This is a genomic window from Dongia sp. (assembly GCF_041906375.1).
Lineage (GTDB): Bacteria > Pseudomonadota > Alphaproteobacteria > Dongiales > Dongiaceae > Dongia.
Genome location: NZ_JAYRJJ010000008.1, coordinates 1 through 17111, shown reverse-complemented (window position 1 = coordinate 17111; position 17111 = coordinate 1). Strand labels below are relative to the sequence as shown.

Below are 17111 nucleotides of genomic sequence, written 5' to 3'. Positions count from 1 at the left end.
CATCTCGTGGCAGTACTGCAGGATGTCTGGGCCCAGTTGACGATTGTCATCGCCAAAATTTTCTTGCTGCCACTTCTTCCATGATGCGTTGGAATCGAACTTCGATCTTGCTCGCTTCGTGGCGGCAGGATCGGCAGGAAGCGACAAAGATCGCTGCCTAGACGTCCAGATTCGCCACGTTCAGCGCGTTCTGCTGGATGAAGTCGCGCCGCGGTTCGACGAGGTCGCCCATCAGGGTCGAGAAGATTTCTTCGGCTTCGTCGACATGGGCGACCTTGACCTGAAGCAGCGAGCGGACGGCGGGGTCGAGGGTGGTGGCCCAGAGCTGTTCGGGGTTCATCTCGCCGAGGCCCTTATAGCGCTGGATGTCGATACCCTTGCTGCCGATCTCGACCACCAGATCGATGAGGTCGATGGGGCCATGGATGGTGACGTTGCGATCCTTGGCGGTGAAGGTCGCGGCCTTGGCGAAGGTTTCGCCCAGGCCCTCTTTCATCTGGTCGAGGCGGTGTGCCTCGGCTGAGCGGATGAGGCCGGCATCGATGACATGGCCGGTGGTAACACCGCGCAGTCGCCGCTTGAAGGCAAGGCCGCCTTCGCTGTCGGAGAGGCCCGACCAGCCGCGTTCGGTCGCGGGCGACAGGGCGTCGAGCCTTGCCGCGATGGCGGCGGCCAGGTCCGGATTGGCGGCGGCCTGCGGGCTGAGGCCGCCGGCGATCGCCGTCTGGCTCACCACCGTGGCCGAGCCCACCTTGCGGATCAAGGGTTCCATCAGATGCTTGGCCTGGGCCGCGAGATCGACCACACGGCGCAGATCGGCGCCGACGATCTGCTCGCCGGTGCCGAGCGTCAGCATGGCACCTTCAAGGCCCAGCGTGATGAGATAGTCTTCGCGCGCCAGATCGTCCTTGAGATAATGCTCGGTCTTGCCCTTGGCGGCGCGATAGAGCGGCGGCTGGGCGATATAGAGATAGCCCTTCTCGATGAGTTCCGGCATCTGCCGGTAGAAGAAGGTCAAGAGCAGCGTGCGGATATGCGAGCCGTCGACGTCGGCGTCAGTCATGATGATGATCTTGTGATAGCGCGCCTTCGAGATATCGAATTCCTCCGGCCCGATGCTGGTGCCGAGTGCCGCGATCAGCGTGCCGATCTGGTCGGATGAGAGCATCTTGTCGAAACGCGCGCGCTCGACATTGAGAATCTTGCCGCGCAAGGGAAGGATCGCCTGGTTCTTGCGGTGGCGGCCTTGTTTCGCTGACCCGCCGGCCGAATCACCCTCGACGATGAAGAGTTCGGACAAGGCCGGGTCGCGTTCCTGGCAGTCGGCAAGCTTGCCGGGGAGGGAGGAGATGTCGAGTGCCCCCTTGCGGCGGGTAAGGTCGCGCGCCTTCCGTGCCGCTTCGCGGGCAGCGGCGGCTTCGACCGCCTTGCCGACGATGCGCTTGGCATCGGCCGGATGTTCCTCGAACCATTGCGCCAGGCGCTCGTTGACGATGTTCTCGACCACGGGGCGCACTTCGGAGGAGACCAGCTTGTCTTTCGTCTGCGACGAGAATTTGGGGTCCGGCACTTTCACCGAGAGCACGCAGGTGAGGCCTTCGCGGGCGTCGTCGCCGGTCAAGGTCACCTTCTCGCGCTTGGCGATGCCGCTTTCTTCCGCATATTTGTTGATCTGGCGCGTCAGCGCCGCGCGGAAGCCCTGCAGATGGGTGCCACCGTCACGCTGCGGGATGTTGTTGGTGAAGCACAGCATCGTCTCATGATAGCTGTCGGTCCATTCCAGCGCCGCTTCGACGGTCATGCCGTCCTTTTCCTGCATCATGGTGATGGCGGCCGGATGCAGCGTGTTCTTGGCGCGGTCGAGATAGCGCACGAAGGCCTCAAGCCCGCCTTCGTAATGCAGTTCAACCGATTTCGGTTCGACGGTGCGGTTGTCGGTGAGAATGAGGCGCACGCCGGAATTGAGGAAAGCCAGCTCGCGCAGCCGATGCTCAAGCGTGGCGTAATCATATTCGGTCTTGGTGAAGGTTTCCTTGGAAGCAAGGAACGTCACCTCGGTGCCGCGCTTGCCTTCCGCGTCGCCCACCACCGCCAGCGGTGCTTCCGGATCGCCATGGCGGAAGCGCAGGAAATGCTCCTTGCCGTCGCGCCAGATCCTGAGGTCGAGCCGTTCCGAGAGCGCATTCACCACCGAAACACCCACGCCGTGCAGGCCGCCGGAAACCTTGTAGCTGTTCTGGTCGAATTTGCCGCCGGCATGGAGCTGGGTCATGATGACCTCGGCCGCCGAGACGCCTTCTTCCTTGTGGATGTCGACCGGAATACCGCGGCCATTGTCGTTCACCGTGACCGAGCCGTCGCCGTTGAGCGTGACGAGGACACGGTCGCACCAGCCGGCCAGGCTCTCGTCGATCGCATTGTCGACGACTTCATAGACCATGTGATGGAGCCCTGAGCCGTCATCGGTGTCGCCGATATACATGCCCGGGCGTTTGCGGACGGCATCAAGGCCCTTCAGCACGCGAATGGAATCGGCGCCGTAATCGCCAGCGCCCTGGTTTCCGTTCTCTTTGTTCTCGTCGCTCATGGTTCGATACTCGTTCGTGCAAAGATGAAAGGGATAAAGTGCCCGCCGATTAGTTGGAATCGGGCAGCAGGCGGCCATCGCCTGCGGTCATGAACTGGGCCCAGCCATCAAGCGGCTGGAAGATGTCGCGTTCGGTGCCGGTCAGCCAGCATTGGGCGGAGAGCGCCTGCAATTCAGCAAACAATGCCTCGCGGCGCTGGCGGTCGAGATGGGCCGCCACTTCGTCGAGCAGAATGACCGGCGGCTCGCCGCGCCGGCGCGTCGAAAGCCTGGCTTCGGCAAGGATGATCGCAATCAGCAAGGCCTTCTGCTCGCCGGTCGAACAATCGCCGGCGCGCAATGGCGTGCCGCCGAGATGCCGGCCGGCCAGCGTCACCTCCAGGTCGGAGCGATGCGTACCCCACCCGGTGATGCCGCTATCGGCATCGCTGCCGCGGGCGGCGGCCAGGCGTTCGCGCAAGAGATCTTCGGCTTGAAGGGCTGACATGGAGCCCAGCGATTCCTCGACCGATCCCGCCACGGCGAGTTCCGCCTGCGGGAAGGGGCCGATCGCTTCGGCCATGGCGGCGTTGAGGCTCGCCACGGCGTCGAGCCTTGCTGCGGCGATGGCGACGGCTTGCGCCGCCATCTCGCTCTCGAGGCCGGAGAGCCAGGCGTTTATATCGGTGCCGGAGGCCATCGGCGCTTCGCCGCGCAGGATGCGGGCGCGCTCGCGCATCGCCTGTTCATAGGCCGCCACGCGTGCCGCATGGGCGGGATCGAGACCATAGACCAGGCGATCGAGGAAGCGGCGGCGCGAGGCGGCGGCCTCCGAGAAGAGCCGGTCCATCTGCGGCGTCAGCCACAGCACGGTGAGGATTTCGGCAAACCCCGCCTGCGAGCGCAGATTGGCGCCGTTGAGGCGCGAAATACGCCGCTCGCGCCCGCTCTGCGCCTGGGCCAGCGGATCGCGGCCTGTTCCCAGCGCATGTTCGCCGCCACGGCCGAGATAGCGCGCATGCACCGCCCAGGCCATGCCGCCGGGGCGTGCGATGTCCTCGGGCCCGGCGCCGGTCGGGAAGTGATTGCTGGCCTGCCGCAATTCGATCTCGGCGATGCTGGCCTGGCGCAGGCCGGAACCGGGGGCGAGATAGGAGACGGCTTCGAGGAGATTGGTCTTGCCGGCGCCGTTGCGGCCGGTCAGCACGATGGCGCCGCGGCCCTGCTCAAGCCCCGTTTCAAAGCTGATCTCCCGGTAATTGCGGAAGGATGTCAGCGAGAGATACGAAAACCCGTTCGCCACCTGCGTATCCTTGCGTGGCGTTATGTCGGCTTGGTCGGTTCCGCGTTCGGCGACCGCCATTGCCTCACACACGCCCCATCTCAGACTCGCATCGGCATCAGCACATAGAGTGCCTGAGCGTCAGCCATGTCCCGGAGCAGGGTCGGGGCGACGGAATCGGCCAGTTTCAGTTCCAGCCCTTCGCCCTCGATCTCGTCGGCGACATCCAGAAGGTATTTCGAATTGAAGCCGATCTCCATCGCCTGGCCGTCATACTTCACCTCGATCTCTTCCGAGGCGCTGCCGTTTTCGGCACTGGTGGCCGAGAGGGTCAGCATGCCGGGCTTCAAAGAGAGCTTCACGGCGCGCGACTTTTCGCTGGAGATGGTGGAAACACGGTCGACCGCGTCACGGAATTCCTTGCGGTCCACTTCCAGCACCTTGTCGTTGGCGGTGGGGATGACGCGCTGGTAATCCGGGAAGGAGCCATCGATCAGCTTGGAGGTCAGCACCACGTCGGCAAAGGCGAAGCGGATGCGGCTGTCGGACAGCGACACGTCGACGGCACCTTCGAAATCCTCAATGAGCTTGCGGACTTCGTTGACCATCTTCCGCGGCACGATCACGCCGGGAATGCCTTCGGCACCCTCCGGCAGCGGCATTTCGACCCGCGCCAGACGATGGCCGTCGGTGGCGACGGCGCGGAGGCTCGTCTGCTTGCCGGCAGCATAGGCATGGACATAGATGCCGTTGAGGTAATAGCGGGTCTCTTCGGTCGAGATCGCGAATTTGGTGCGGTCGATGAGGCCTTTGAGGTCAGCCGCCGAGAGCGGGAATTTGTGCGGCAGGTCGCCGGCATGAATGGCCGGGAAATCTTCCTTCGGCAGGGTCGCCAGGGCAAAGCGCGAGCGCCCGGCCTTCACGGTGACCTGCTGGCCGTCACTTGCCAGCTCGATCTGCACCTGCGCCCCTTCGGGCAGCTTCCTCACGATGTCGTAGAGCGTATGGGCCGGGACCGTCGCGGCACCGGGTGCCGCGATGTCGGAGGCGACCTTCTCGACCACGGCGAGGTCCATGTCGGTGGCGGTCAGGGCCAGCTGGCCGTCCTTGGCCTCGACCAGGACGTTGGAGAGGATGGGAATGGTGTTGCGGCGTTCGACAACGCTCTGCACATGCCCCAGCGCTTTCAGCAGGAGGGTCCGTTCGATGGTCAGTTTCATGGCCTAACTCAACCCTGTTTCTGGCCGAAGGCGGTATCTTCCAAAGCAGCCTGGTGGGCCGCAGAGGCGCGATCCGACGCCGTCGGTCCGATCTTTTCCAACCTTGCCTGAAGGTCCCCCGCGCCAAGACAGAACGGCGACGGAAATGGCCGAATCGGCCCCTGGTTTCCAGCAAGTGGGGGATTATAGCAGGTTAGGCCCCGGGCAACAGGGTTTTATAGCGATTCCAGGCCCCTCCGGGCCCGCCGCAACCCCGCAGAAAGCTTGAGAAAAAGCCGCCGGGACTCAGTGGGGAATCGGGGGGCGGATTTCAGCCTTCCAGCATGCGCTTCAGGAGGTCGATATCCTCGGCAAAGGAGATGTCGCCGGAGGCCAGTTCCTCGACCTTTTTCACGGCATGCATCACGGTCGTATGGTCGCGGCCACCGAAGGAGCGGCCGATATCGGGCAGCGATTTGGTGGTGAGCTGCTTGGCCAGATACATGGCGATCTGGCGGGGCCGCGAGACCTGGCGGGCCCGGCGGGGCGAGCTCATGTCGGCGAGCTTGATGTTGTAATGCTCGGCCACGCGGCGCTGGATTTCCTCGATGGTGACCGAGCGGTCATTGGCGCGCAGGAGGTCCTTCAGAAGCTCCTGGGCGGATTCGACCGAGACGGGCCGGCCGACGAGCGTCGCATGCGCCACGATGCGGGTGAGCGCCCCTTCGAGTTCGCGCACGTTCGACGAGATGCGGTGGGCGAGAAATTCCAGAACCTTGCCCGGAATATCGATCGGCGCCTGCTCGGCCTTGGCCTGCAGGATGCCGAGGCGGAGCTCGTAGGTGGTGGGATGGATGTCGGCAACGAGGCCCCAGCCGAAGCGGGTGCGCATGCGCTCCTCGAGCCCCTGCAAATCGGAGGGCGATTTATCGGCCGACAGCACCACCTGCTTGTTCTGGTCAAAGAGCGCGTTGAAGGTGTGGAAGAATTCTTCCTGGGTCGATTCCTTGCCGATGATGAACTGCACGTCGTCGACCATGAGCACGTCGACCGAGCGGAACAGCTCCTTGAAGGCCATGGTGTTCTTGTTCCGCAACGCGCGGATGAACTGGTACATGAACTTTTCGGCGGAGAGGTAGATCACCCGCTTTTGCGGCTGCTTCTTCTTGATGTGATGGGCAATGGCATGCATCAGATGCGTCTTGCCGAGGCCGACGCCACCGTAAAGAAATAGCGGATTGAACGGCACAACATCGCTTTCCGCGACGCGCAGGGCGGCGGCGTGGGCGAGTTCGTTCGACTTGCCGACGACGAAATTATCGAAAGTAAGGCGGGGATCGAGCGTCGCACTCACTTCGGCCAGGCCATCGGCTTCGGTCAGATTGGTGCCGACGATGGTCGGCATGGCTTCGGCGATGGTGCTGCCGTCGCCGCCCGTCACCGGCGTTTCGAGCGCTGCGTCATCGAGGCTGGAATCATCGGCGGCACCGGCGTCGCGCGCATCGACGATAACCTCGACCGAGCGGATCTCCGGGCATTCGGAGCTCCACAGCGCCATGATGCGGTCGGCGTAATGGGTAGCGACCCAGTCGCGCATGAAACGCGACGGCACGGCCACGCGCAGATCCTGGCCGCGGCGGCCTGCCAGGGTGAGCGGCTTCAACCAGGAGCGAAACGTCGCCTCGCCGAACTCGGCGCGCAGGCGCCCGCGCACACGGGCCCATTGCGCGTTGAGGAGCGAATCGCTGCCGGCTTCGATCATGGCTTTCCCCCCAAGAGCGCTCATATTCGTATTCATGTCGTCATTGCGGCTCATCGCAGTCATCAATCCTGCACCCAGGGCAGATCGGCGGCCTTCCAGCCGGTGGTCCGGCCGCGATGGCTGCTGGCATCCTTGTCGCCCTCGAAACCGCCGCTCACATTGAAGCAGGGACCGATTCCGGCCTCGGTCATGGCGATGGCGGCCGCGCGCGAACGGGCGCCGGAACGGCACAGGAAATAGACGGGACCGGCGGAATCGCCGAGCTGGGCCTTCACCTTGGTCGCAAAATCCGGATCGATCGCCATGGTGGGATAGACCTGCCAGGAAGCCAGGATGACCTTCTTGGCGATCCGGCTGAGGTCGGGGAGGCCCACGAAGCTCCATTCCGGCTGGGTGCGCACATCGACCAGGCGGGCGCTGCTGTCCTTGTTGAGGGCTTCCCAGGCGGCCTGGGGCGTTACGTCGCCCGCATAGGATCCAGTCTTGCTCATGCCGTCATCACCCCACTCAAAATTGGTCACCGCCAGCGGCACAGGGACTCACGCACCCGGGCGGGGCGTGGCACCCGGATCGGCGGCGGTCTTAATAATTAACTTAAGCCCGGCCGCCGAACCCGTTGGGATCGGGCGTGTACGGCTGCAACCAATGCGCGAGAATGCCGTGGAGGCGCGCAATGTAGCCGTGACTTGGCTGCCACAGGTATCGATGGGGGAAAACGGATGCCGCGAACGGACCGGAATGGCTCATACCTTCAGCTTTCCGGCAGTCACTGGCAGGTCCCGCAGGAAAGCGGCGGGGACCATGGCTGTCGCAATGATGAAACGTGTCGTCACGCATCATAGGTCTTTGTTTTTTATATCTAATTTTCCCGTGATCAAGCTCTTTGCAGAGCTCCGGTCGACGCCCTGTCCGCGACCGAAAGGGACTCTACGCGCGCGCTTTCAGCCATGCAACAAGTCCGAATCGGGAACGGTCGGGAATCGACTCTTGCCAGGGTGCCTGTGGCCGAATCATCACAGCTTCAGCAGCTAAAATGAACCTAAAGACTACAACGGATGGTGGCGTTGGCGTCGCTGAGGCACAAACGCGAACCGCGGCCTTCGAGCGAAGACCGCGGTTGATGCGAGCGCTGCCAAGCCCTTGCAGGCGGCAGTTGATGCTTTGCCTTGCGAGCCGCTTACGCGAGAGCGCGCAGGCGCTTGGTGAGGCGCGACATTTTGCGGGCGGCGGTGTTCTTGTGCAGAACGCCCTTCACCACGCCACGGGCCAATTCCGGCTGCGCTGCCTTCAGCGCGGCTTCGGCGGCGGCCTTGTTGCCGGCGGCGATGGCTTCTTCAGCCTTCTTCACCGCAGTCTTCATGCGGCTGGTGTTGGTGCGGTTACGCGCCGTGCTGACGACGGTCTGACGGATGCGCTTTTCCGCGGATTTATGATGGGCCATGGAGCAATACCTGCTGTGAAACGTCTGAATTTCTATTGGCGGCGGGTTATACAGAGGGGGAGGGCACCCGTCAACCGCCCGGATATGGGCACTTTTTCTTCATAGTTTCCAGGGGCTTGGGTTGCCGATCGAGACCTCGCCCTGCATCTCGTGCAAGGCCCGATCTCCCTGAAATCATTGGACTTGGGGGTGGGTGGACGGCATAACCAACGCCAGTTCAGCACCAATGGCGGCGCGTTTCATGTCGATTGTCCCGTTCCTCAAGATGCATGGCCTCGGCAATGATTTTGTCGTGCTGGATGCGCGTGGGCGGAAACTCGACCTCAGCGTGGCACAGCGCCGGCGCCTGGCCGACCGGCATATGGGTGTCGGCTTCGATCAGATGGTGACGTTGGAAAATCCGGTGACCGCGGGGGCCGACGTCTTCATGCGCCTCCACAATGCCGACGGATCGGAAGCGCGGGCCTGCGGCAACGCCACGCGCTGCATCGCCGCCCGCATCATGGGCGAGAAGAAGAATGGCCATGTCGTCATCGAGACCGTCTCCGGCCTGCTGCCGGCGGAATCGATCGGCAACGGCTTGATCGCCGTCGATATGGGGCCGGCCGGCCTCGACTGGCAGCAGATCCCCGTCGCCTCCGCCTGCGATACGCTGCACATGCCCGTCTCGCTGGGATCGCTCGCCGACCCGGTCGGGGTCAATGTAGGCTCGACCCATGCCGTCTTCTTCGTCGACGACGTCGACAAGGTCGATCTGCCGGTGGTCGGGCCGCAGCTCGAAAACCATCCCTTCTTCCCGGTGCGCTCCAACATCGAGTTTGCGCAGATCATCGCGCCCGACCGCATTCGCATGCGGGTGTGGGAACGTGGCGCCGGCATCACGCTGGCCTGCGGCTCGGGTGCCTGTGCCACGTTGGTGGCGGCCGCCCGCCGCGGCCTTACCTCAAGGAAGGGCGAGGTGATCGTCGATGGCGGCACGCTCACCATCGAATGGCTGGAAAACGGCCATGTGCGCATGACGGGACCCTGGACCTTGTCCTATGAGGGCAGCATCGATCTCGACAGTCTGGTCAATGGCCATGGCTGAGGAAACGCTGCTTCCCGTCGAAGAGACGCCTAAGCCGGGCCAGCCGCAGCTGGTCACCTTCGGCTGCCGCCTCAATGCCTTCGAGAGCGAAGTCATTCGCAACCATGCCTCGGCCGCGGGCCTTGCCGACGCCATCATCATCAATACCTGCGCCGTCACCTCGGAAGCCGAGCGCCAGGCGCGGCAGGCCATCCGCAAGGCGCGCCGCCTCAACCCGGGGGCCCGCATCATCGTCACCGGATGCGCCGCTCAGATTGCGCCGGAAAAGTTCGCCGCGATGGACGAGGTCGACGCGGTCCTCGGCAATGAGGAAAAGCTGAAGGCGGAGAGCTTCACCGCCCTGTCGCTGGCATCTGAAGGCTCGGCGCGCGAACCGCATGTCGCCGTGGCCGACATCATGACGGTGACGGAAACGGCGCCGCATCTCATTTCCGGATTCGCTGCCCGCGCCCGCGCCTTCGTCGAGATCCAGCAGGGCTGCGATCATCGCTGCACTTTCTGCATCATTCCCTTCGGCCGCGGCAACAGCCGCTCGGTTGCCGTGGGCGCCATCGTCGAACAGATCCGCCAGCTGGTCGCCAATGGCGTTCGCGAAGTGGTGCTGACCGGTGTCGACATCACCTCCTACGGCAGCGACCTGCCGGGGAAGCCCGGCCTCGGCAGCCTGACACGGCGCATTCTCAACCTCGTTCCCGACCTGCCGCGCCTGCGCCTGTCGTCGCTCGACGTGGTGGAAGTGGATGAGGAACTGCGCCGGCTCATCATCTCGGAAGAACGGCTGATGCCGCATCTCCATCTGTCGCTGCAGGCCGGCGACGACATGATCCTGAAGCGCATGAAGCGCCGCCACAGCCGCGACGATGCCATCCGCTTCACGCGCGAGATGCGCGCGGCGCGTCCCGACCTGGTCTTCGGCGCCGACCTCATCGCCGGTTTTCCCACGGAATCGCAGGCGATGTTCGAGAATTCGCTGCGCCTGGTGGAAGAATGCGATTTGACCTTCCTCCACGTCTTTCCCTATTCGGCCCGCAGCGGCACGCCGGCCGCCAAGATGCCCCAGGTGCCGGGTCCAGTGCGCAAGGAACGCGCCCAGGCGCTGCGTGCCCGCGGCCTCGTCAACCAGCGCGCCTATTTCGCGCGGTTGCTGGGCACGCCGGCGCGGGTGCTGGTGGAAAAGTCGGAAGGCGACGCCGCCTTCGGCCACAGCGACCATTTCGCCCCCGTATCCTTAAGCTTCGGGGCGCAGCCCGGCAGCATCATCGATACCCGCATCAACGGCGCCACCGACGAGCATCTCACCGCCGTCGCCGCCTAATCCTTTAGAAGACGCATGACCGACAGCAGCAGCACTGAAAAGCGGGGCTGGTTCCAGCGCCTGAAGGCGGGCCTCAGCCGCTCCTCATCCAAGCTCACCGAGAGCATCACCGGCATCTTCACCAAGCGGAAGCTGGACCGGGCCCTGCTCGACGAGCTGGAAGAGGCGCTGATTGCCGCCGATCTGGGGCCGGCAACGGCACAGAAGCTTACCGCGGCCCTGGCCAAGGACCGGTTCGACAAGGAAGTGACGCCCGAGGAAGTGCGCGGCCTCTTTGCCGACGAGATCGCCAGGATGCTGGAGCCGGTCGCCAAATCGCTCGACATCCAGGCGCACCGGCCGCATGTCGTGCTGGTGGTGGGCGTCAACGGATCCGGCAAGACCACGACCATCGGCAAGCTGGCAAGGTTCCATCAGGGGCAGGGCAGACGAGTCATGCTGGCCGCGGGCGATACGTTCCGCGCCGCTGCCGTCGAACAGCTCAAGATCTGGGGCGAGCGGGCCGGCGTGCCGGTGCTTGCGCGCGGCGAAGGGGCGGACCCCGCCGGCCTCGCCTTCGATGCCCTGACGCAGGCCAAGGCGGAAGGGATCGACCTGCTCCTCATCGATACCGCCGGCCGTCTGCAGAACAAGGCCGGCCTCATGGAGGAACTGGCCAAGATCGTGCGCGTGATCAAGAAGGTGGACCCGACGGCGCCGCATGATTGCCTGCTGGTGCTGGATGCGACGGTCGGCCAGAACGCGCATTCCCAGGTCGATATCTTCAAGCAGATCTGCCAGGTGACGGGCCTCGTCGTCACCAAGCTCGACGGGTCGGCCAAGGGCGGCGTGCTGGTGGCCCTGGCCGAGCGCTTCGGCCTGCCCGTCGTCGCCATCGGCGTGGGCGAGGGGCAGGACGATCTGAAGCCCTTCGAAGCCCAGGAATTCGCCCGTTCGCTGATGGACGTGGCCTGAACGATGGCAGATCCCGTGCGCAGCGCACAGGGTATGCTGGCGGGGATGTCGCCGACCTTGATCGACGGCGATGTCATCTTCTGCAGCACCGTTGACCCGGCCTTGGCCGCCCGTGCCATGCCCGCCGCCATCGGCAGCTTCCGTGAAGCGGAAGGCATGTCGCTGCTTCTTCCCTTGGCGGACGCACTGGCGCTCGGCTTCGATTGTGGGGCGCCGATGCGGCAGATCACGCTTTCGGTCTATTCGGCGCTGGACGGTGTCGGCCTCACCGCCGCCGTTGCGTCCATCCTTGCCGAGCATGGCATTCCCTGCAACATGGTCGCGGCCTTCCATCATGACCATGTCTTCGTGCCAAGCAAAATGGCCGAGGCAGCGCTCGGCCATTTACGCGCCTTGCAGGCGGCATCGGCTTGAAGCGACGCCCTATTTAAAAGCCGCACCCTATTTAAAGGCAGCACAGGCGATGCGGGCACCTGCACCGCCGATGGGCTGGCTGGTATAGTCATCGGCCGCGGCATGGATGACGATGGCAAAGCCATCCGCATCGGCCAGCGTCGCATGATGTTTGGCGCGGTCGAGGGAGGCGAGGGTCGAATAGAGCTCGACCGTCAGTGCCCCGTCGGTGCCGACGAAGACATTGGGGAGATCGCCGGCATCGTTGGCCTTGGCATTGAGCAGGCCATGCACGATTTTGTCGCCGCGATGCACATGGCCGCCGGCATTGGCGAATTTGGCATCGGAACAATCGCCCTTTTCATGGAAATGCATGCCGTGCCAACCGGCGGGCAGGCCCTTGGCCTCGACACGCAGCAGCACGCCCTTGGGTGCTGCGGTGACCGTGACGGTGCCAAGGCTCGTTCCATCGGCCGCCTTGAGCTCGCTGGAAAGGCTCTTCGGTGCCTCGGCCCAGGTCATTGATGAAAGGGCGACGGTCGACGCACAGAGGACGACGGCGAGTGTTGCTGCAATCCGACATGACATGATTCTTCTCCTTGAAACCGGCTGGAATGCAGCCGATCTAGTGGCGCGGGGACAGAATTGCCGACGATGTCGGTAAGATCCAGCCCTGCCGATTCTGGAACCGACAGAATGTGCGGCGGTTCCTGACCGCGTGCTGACCTTGCGAGGAGAAAGAGATCGTCATGAAACGACTTGCCCATGCCGCTGCACTCATCACCGGATGCCTGCTCGGTACGGCCATCCTGCCGGCCGCTGCGCAGGAGGAGATCGGCGAGGTTTCGACCACCTTCCGCATGATGAGCCCCAACGACAAGGTGGTGATCGAGCGTTATGACGATCCCAAGGTGGAGAATGTCTCCTGCTATCTGTCCCGCGCCGAAACCGGCGGCTGGAGCGGGGCCATGGGCTTGGCGGAAGATCCCAGCCGATTCTCGATCGCCTGCCGGGCGGTCGGCCCGACCCGGATCACCGGCAAACTTCCGACTGACAAGAAGGGCGAGGTGGTCTTTTCCGAGGACACCTCGATCATGTTCAAGGAATTGCGCATCAGCCGCTTCCTGGACACGCAGAAGAACGTGCTGGTCTATCTGGTCTGGTCGACCAAGCTGATTGACGGCTCGCCCTACAATTCGATTTCGGTGGTGCCGCTCAACTAGCGCCCTAACCTATCATTTACCATTGACCTATGCGGTTTCATCTATGGCCCCATCGAAACAAGCGATTGGGCAGGCGTCATTTCGTGTGTCATGGTCCGCAGCATCATGCATACGCTTTCCCTCTCCATGACTTTGCTCGTCCTGCTCGCTGCCGTGATGCATGCCAGCTGGAACGTGATGGTCAAAATCGGCAACGACACGCTGCTCAATATGGGCCTCACCATGGGCCTTGCCGGGCTGGTCGTGGTGCCGTTCCTCTATTTCACCGCGATTCCCGACCCCGCCAGCTGGATCTATCTGCTGGGATCGCTGCTGACGCATCTCGGCTACTACCTCTTCCTGGTGCTGGCCTATCGGCATGGCGAGCTCAGCCAGGTCTATCCGATCGCGCGCGGTTCGGCGCCGCTGCTGGTCGCGGTCTCGGCCTGGGTCCTGCCACCCTATGAAATCCTGGCCGGCTGGCAGATGGCGGGCGTCGCCGCGATCTCTCTCGGCATCCTCAGCCTCTCGGTCGAAAAGCCGCTCGCCGGCAAGCATAAGTGGGAGCCGGTCGCCTTCGGCCTCCTCACCGGCATCTGCATCATGGGTTACATGCTGTGCGACGGTCTGGGCGTGCGCCATGCCGGCGCCACGCAAGCCCAGCAATTCGGCTATATCGCCTGGCTGTTCGCGCTCGATGCGCCGATGCTGGTCCTGTTCTGCCTGTGGCGCCGCGGCCTCCGGCCGGCGCTCGCCTATTGGTCCGGTGCCTGGAGGCTGGGCCTTGCCGGCGGTGTGCTCTCGGCCGGTGCCTATGGCATCTCGATCTTCGCCATGAGAGACGGCGCCTTCGCCCAGGTAAGCGCCTTGCGCGAAACCAGCGTCATATTCGCCGCGATCATGAGCGCCTTCCTGCTCAAGGAACGCTTCCGCAAACGCCGCTACGCCTCGGTGAGCCTGGTGGCGCTGGGTGCCGTCCTGCTGCACTGACGGCATTGCTTGGCCGGTGGCATTGCTTCGCCGGCGCTGAAACTTTTCTGTAATGGCAGCGTTCCTGGCCAGTCTGCGCCGCGCCCGCATGCTAATTTCGCCACCGGCAATCGTGGCCGGGAGAGATTTCGCATGCTGTCGGACCAGAACAGGAAAAGAGCGTCGGCTTCGACCGTCCGGGCCCTGGCGGGCGAGCAGTCCCAGCGCCCCGACAACGCGCCGAGCTATGCGCACTATCTGCGTATCAAGCAGGGAGTCGGTGCCGAAGCGCTGAAAGCAGCTGGCCTGCCGGCGGCAGAAGGGCTTTCCTATGATGCCTATGCCGCAGCCCTCCGTGCAGCGAAGACCGGCGCGCGTGGGCAGCCGCCGATGCAGGCCCTTGGTTCGGACACACTCCCATCGCAAGCGTTATCCGGGCAAGCGTTATCCGGGCCAGCCAAGCGCGCGTTGCGGGCGGGCGCACCGATTGCCTGGTGCGTGGGTCTCAGTGTCGCTTTCGTCGGTGGCATGGCTATCAACGAAATCATGCGGGACCGGGATCTATCGGGTGGGCCCGATCTGGCGCCGGTCGCCACGGCAATGACGGAGGCAGCGTCGCCCGTTGCGGCAAGCCCGGCACCGATCCTGCTGCTGCAGCCAAGGATCGCCCCAGCCGATCACCTGCCGCGGCCGTCGCCAGTGGCAAGTCTTCCGGTCGCAAGCCCGTCGCCCGAAAGCCTATCGTTGAATGCCGGACCTGCCGCCTCTGCCAAGGCCGCCCTCGAACCGCTGGTCGCGGTAGCGGCGCAGCCGGTGACCCTGCTGCCAAAGCCGAAACCGATGGCGAAAGCGGCCCAACCGGCGCCGTCGCCCGCGGTAAAGGCGCAAAAAACCTCCGCGAGCAGCCAGAGCCAAGCCCCCGCTTTCTGGGACCAGCTGACCGATCTGCTGGCGCGGAATAAAACCTCGGAAGCCACCGCGAAGCAGCGCTGGCGCAACAAATCCGAAGACAGGTAGGAACCGGCCCCGATTCAGTCGCCTTTCGGGGACATTGCCGTGGGCGCGAGGGGCAGTAAGGGCCAGGCTTGCCGGCGGCCGATGAACTCCCCTATGACAGGTTCGTGAAGAGTTTTCTGTGGACCGGCGCCGCGGACGGCGCGAAGCTGGCGCCGCCTCCTTTGGGGCCATATCGAGACGAGTTGGGATAGAACGACATGTCGGCTTCGGCCAATGATCTGCCGGACGCAGATCTTGAAAAGATCATCCGTGAGAAACACCGCCAAGCGCAGCTGGGCCAGGCTCAATTGGGGCAGGCACACGTCGGACTGGCGGCCGATGCTGGCCGGACAGCGCAGGGCATGCGCGCAGGGATGCGGCGCAGGGCATGGCGGCGCAGGGAATGACGGCGCAGGGAATGATGGGCGACCCGCCGTTTCAGCGCGCCGATCCGAACACGACCCTCAGTGGGCCGAGCCTCACGGTCGATCCGGCCGATCGCGTCTTCGTCGCCGGCGGTGAAGCGCGCGGCCATGGCCGCCTGGGCATGGTGATCGTCGCCCTGCTCGGCGTGGCTGTGCTCGGGGCACTTTTCTTCTGGTCCCAGCGCGGCGCGCAGGAGGCAGCGCTCGCGCCCCTGCCGACGCCTGCGGTAAGCCCGACGAACGCAGTCACCTCGGTTCCTCCTGCCGCACCGGTCGCATCGCCGCCGGCTGCCACGGCGACGCCCGCGCCGGCGACCAGCACAGCCGCACCAGCTGCGCCAGCGGCATCGCAATCCGTCAATCAGGCCGTCACCGCGCCGGCCGCTGCGCAGCCGGCCGCGCCCAGTGCCAAAGAGGCCGCGCCCCAGGCTGCTGAGAAGGCGGCGCCTGCGAAAACGGAGAAACCCAAGGCGGCAGCGGCGCCAGCAGCGGCAACGACCGAAAAGAAGAAAAAGAAGGCAGCTGACGCGACGAGTGCCGCGACAAAGCCAAAACCCGCCGCGCCAAAACCCGCTGCGACGGACGCGTCGGACGAGAATTTTTCAACGCTGCTGAAGAGCCTGACCAACGAGGAAGACGGCGCGCAACCAGCTGCCGCGCCGCCGGCCCAGCCGGCGCCGGTTCAGGAACCTGCCGCACCAACGCCGGCGCCGAAGGCATGCGGGCCCTTGCCCACTTCCACGGCACCATCGACGCCCGGGTCGCAGCTCTTCACGCCGTGAAATGCGCCGACCGCTGAAATCCTGAAAGTGCGTCGCTCCCGCTCTCTCTCCGGATATGGAGAGAATGCGCATTGTCGCAACAAGGCGGGTGGGGGCGGATGATGGGGGTCACGCCTGCAACGCGGCGATCACCTGAGATGGGAAGATCGATGAGCGCGCCCGACGGCGCGCTATCGCGAAATGACAGCCAGCCTTAAAACCGGTTCAGGCGGCGTGTTCGTGCATCAGCTGGAAGCGGCGGGCCGAAACCAGCGACGAGACCGCCAGCAGCTTGTGGGCGTGCGGATCGCTCATGTTGCGCAGCGAGACATGGGCCATGTCGCCGGGACCCTTGAAGCGCTTCTCGATGCGCCAATGCGGATACATATGCGCCGGCAGCTTGTCGGAAATTTCGATCAGCACCGAACCCACGTCCAGACGGTCGACTTCTTCGTCGGCCAGGACATTGACGTCGCGATGCCACGGCAACCAATTCAGTATTGCACGCCCCATGATTGCGCCCCTGAAACCATGCCGGTGTCAGCCCTATGCCAGACACCTGACACTGGGAGTTTAGGCGTCATTTCTTAACAACAGGTTTCGGAGATTCTACTAACCTATTGGCCGGACTGAGAAGTCCGGCCTTTTAGGTATTTGCGATCATTCAAACCGGATGTGGTTGATCTCGTCGCCCATCTCTAGGGATTGTAGGACATCGAGCCCTTCGACGATCTGGCCGAAGACGGTATGGCCGCCATC

18 protein-coding genes are annotated in these 17111 nt (G+C 64.1%); 9 read left to right on the top strand and 9 right to left on the bottom strand.

Annotation, left to right across the window (positions count from 1 at the left end; all coding sequences use genetic code 11):
• Positions 1-157 precede the first annotated feature (157 nt).
• The 6 genes from gyrB to rpsT all read right to left on the bottom strand — a co-directional run bounded on the left by gyrB (position 158) and on the right by rpsT (position 8250).
• Positions 158-2587 (bottom strand): DNA topoisomerase (ATP-hydrolyzing) subunit B, encoded by a 2430-nt coding sequence (gene gyrB, locus ACE3OA_RS19400; protein ID WP_374313857.1) that lies wholly within the window; start codon positions 2585-2587, stop codon positions 158-160.
• Positions 2588-2636: 49 nt separating this feature from the next.
• Positions 2637-3869, bottom strand: coding sequence for a DNA replication/repair protein RecF (gene recF / locus ACE3OA_RS19395; protein WP_374313855.1), 1233 nt, complete (start codon positions 3867-3869; stop codon positions 2637-2639).
• Positions 3870-3949: 80 nt separating this feature from the next.
• Entirely contained in the window at positions 3950-5068 is a 1119-nt protein-coding gene (gene dnaN / locus ACE3OA_RS19390; RefSeq protein ID WP_374313853.1) for a DNA polymerase III subunit beta, read from the bottom strand.
• Positions 5069-5378: 310 nt separating this feature from the next.
• Positions 5379-6809 carry a chromosomal replication initiator protein DnaA gene (gene dnaA, locus ACE3OA_RS19385; protein ID WP_374314017.1) on the bottom strand — a complete coding sequence of 477 codons (1431 nt, stop codon included), beginning with the start codon at positions 6807-6809 and terminating at the stop codon, positions 5379-5381.
• 62 nt (positions 6810-6871) lie between these two features.
• Entirely contained in the window at positions 6872-7300 is a 429-nt protein-coding gene (locus ACE3OA_RS19380) for a rhodanese-like domain-containing protein (RefSeq protein WP_374313851.1), read from the bottom strand.
• 686 nt (positions 7301-7986) lie between these two features.
• Positions 7987-8250, bottom strand: a complete 264-nt coding sequence (rpsT, locus tag ACE3OA_RS19375) for a 30S ribosomal protein S20 (RefSeq protein ID WP_374313849.1) — start codon at positions 8248-8250, stop codon at positions 7987-7989.
• A 241-nt stretch (positions 8251-8491) separates the two neighbouring features.
• On the opposite strand from rpsT, the gene dapF reads away from it, so the two are divergent.
• Genes dapF through ACE3OA_RS19355 form a run of 4 tightly spaced genes read left to right on the top strand, consistent with a single transcriptional unit; the run spans position 8492 to position 12020 of the window.
• The gene (dapF, locus tag ACE3OA_RS19370; protein WP_374313846.1) at positions 8492-9337 is read left to right on the top strand and encodes a diaminopimelate epimerase; all 846 of its coding nucleotides are present in this window, start codon (positions 8492-8494) and stop codon (positions 9335-9337) included.
• Positions 9330-10652 (top strand): tRNA (N(6)-L-threonylcarbamoyladenosine(37)-C(2))-methylthiotransferase MtaB, encoded by a 1323-nt coding sequence (gene mtaB / locus ACE3OA_RS19365; protein WP_374313844.1) that lies wholly within the window; start codon positions 9330-9332, stop codon positions 10650-10652. Before dapF ends, mtaB begins: the two co-directional genes overlap by 8 nt.
• Before the next feature lie 15 nt (positions 10653-10667).
• Positions 10668-11606, top strand: coding sequence for a signal recognition particle-docking protein FtsY (ftsY, locus tag ACE3OA_RS19360; protein ID WP_374313842.1), 939 nt, complete (start codon positions 10668-10670; stop codon positions 11604-11606).
• A gap of 3 nt (positions 11607-11609) precedes the next feature.
• A complete protein-coding gene (locus ACE3OA_RS19355) occupies positions 11610-12020 on the top strand; it encodes an ACT domain-containing protein (protein ID WP_374313839.1) in 411 nt (136 codons plus the stop codon).
• Between the two features lie 27 nt (positions 12021-12047).
• Here ACE3OA_RS19355 and ACE3OA_RS19350 read toward each other — a convergent pair whose 3' ends face one another.
• Entirely contained in the window at positions 12048-12587 is a 540-nt protein-coding gene (locus ACE3OA_RS19350) for a superoxide dismutase family protein (protein WP_374313837.1), read from the bottom strand.
• Positions 12588-12748: 161 nt separating this feature from the next.
• Between ACE3OA_RS19350 and ACE3OA_RS19345 the strand changes: the two genes are divergently transcribed.
• From ACE3OA_RS19345 to ACE3OA_RS19325, 5 genes are all read left to right on the top strand, one after another.
• Positions 12749-13222 (top strand): CreA family protein, encoded by a 474-nt coding sequence (locus ACE3OA_RS19345; RefSeq protein WP_374313835.1) that lies wholly within the window; start codon positions 12749-12751, stop codon positions 13220-13222.
• A 105-nt stretch (positions 13223-13327) separates the two neighbouring features.
• Positions 13328-14191, top strand: coding sequence for an EamA family transporter (locus ACE3OA_RS19340; RefSeq protein ID WP_374313833.1), 864 nt, complete (start codon positions 13328-13330; stop codon positions 14189-14191).
• Between the two features lie 132 nt (positions 14192-14323).
• The gene (locus ACE3OA_RS19335; RefSeq protein WP_374313831.1) at positions 14324-15187 is read left to right on the top strand and encodes a hypothetical protein; all 864 of its coding nucleotides are present in this window, start codon (positions 14324-14326) and stop codon (positions 15185-15187) included.
• Between the two features lie 197 nt (positions 15188-15384).
• Positions 15385-15573 carry a hypothetical protein gene (locus tag ACE3OA_RS19330; protein ID WP_374313829.1) on the top strand — a complete coding sequence of 63 codons (189 nt, stop codon included), beginning with the start codon at positions 15385-15387 and terminating at the stop codon, positions 15571-15573.
• The gene (locus ACE3OA_RS19325; protein WP_374313827.1) at positions 15555-16373 is read left to right on the top strand and encodes a hypothetical protein; all 819 of its coding nucleotides are present in this window, start codon (positions 15555-15557) and stop codon (positions 16371-16373) included. The genes ACE3OA_RS19330 and ACE3OA_RS19325 overlap by 19 nt, the downstream gene beginning before the upstream one ends.
• Positions 16374-16577: 204 nt before the next feature.
• On the opposite strand, the gene ACE3OA_RS19320 is transcribed toward ACE3OA_RS19325, so the two are convergent.
• Complete coding sequence (locus ACE3OA_RS19320; RefSeq protein WP_374313825.1) at positions 16578-16865, bottom strand: hypothetical protein; 288 nt, start codon at positions 16863-16865, stop codon at positions 16578-16580.
• Between the two features lie 147 nt (positions 16866-17012).
• A partial coding sequence (locus ACE3OA_RS19315) for a peptidylprolyl isomerase (RefSeq protein WP_374314016.1) occupies positions 17013-17111 on the bottom strand: 99 nt, incomplete at its 5' end.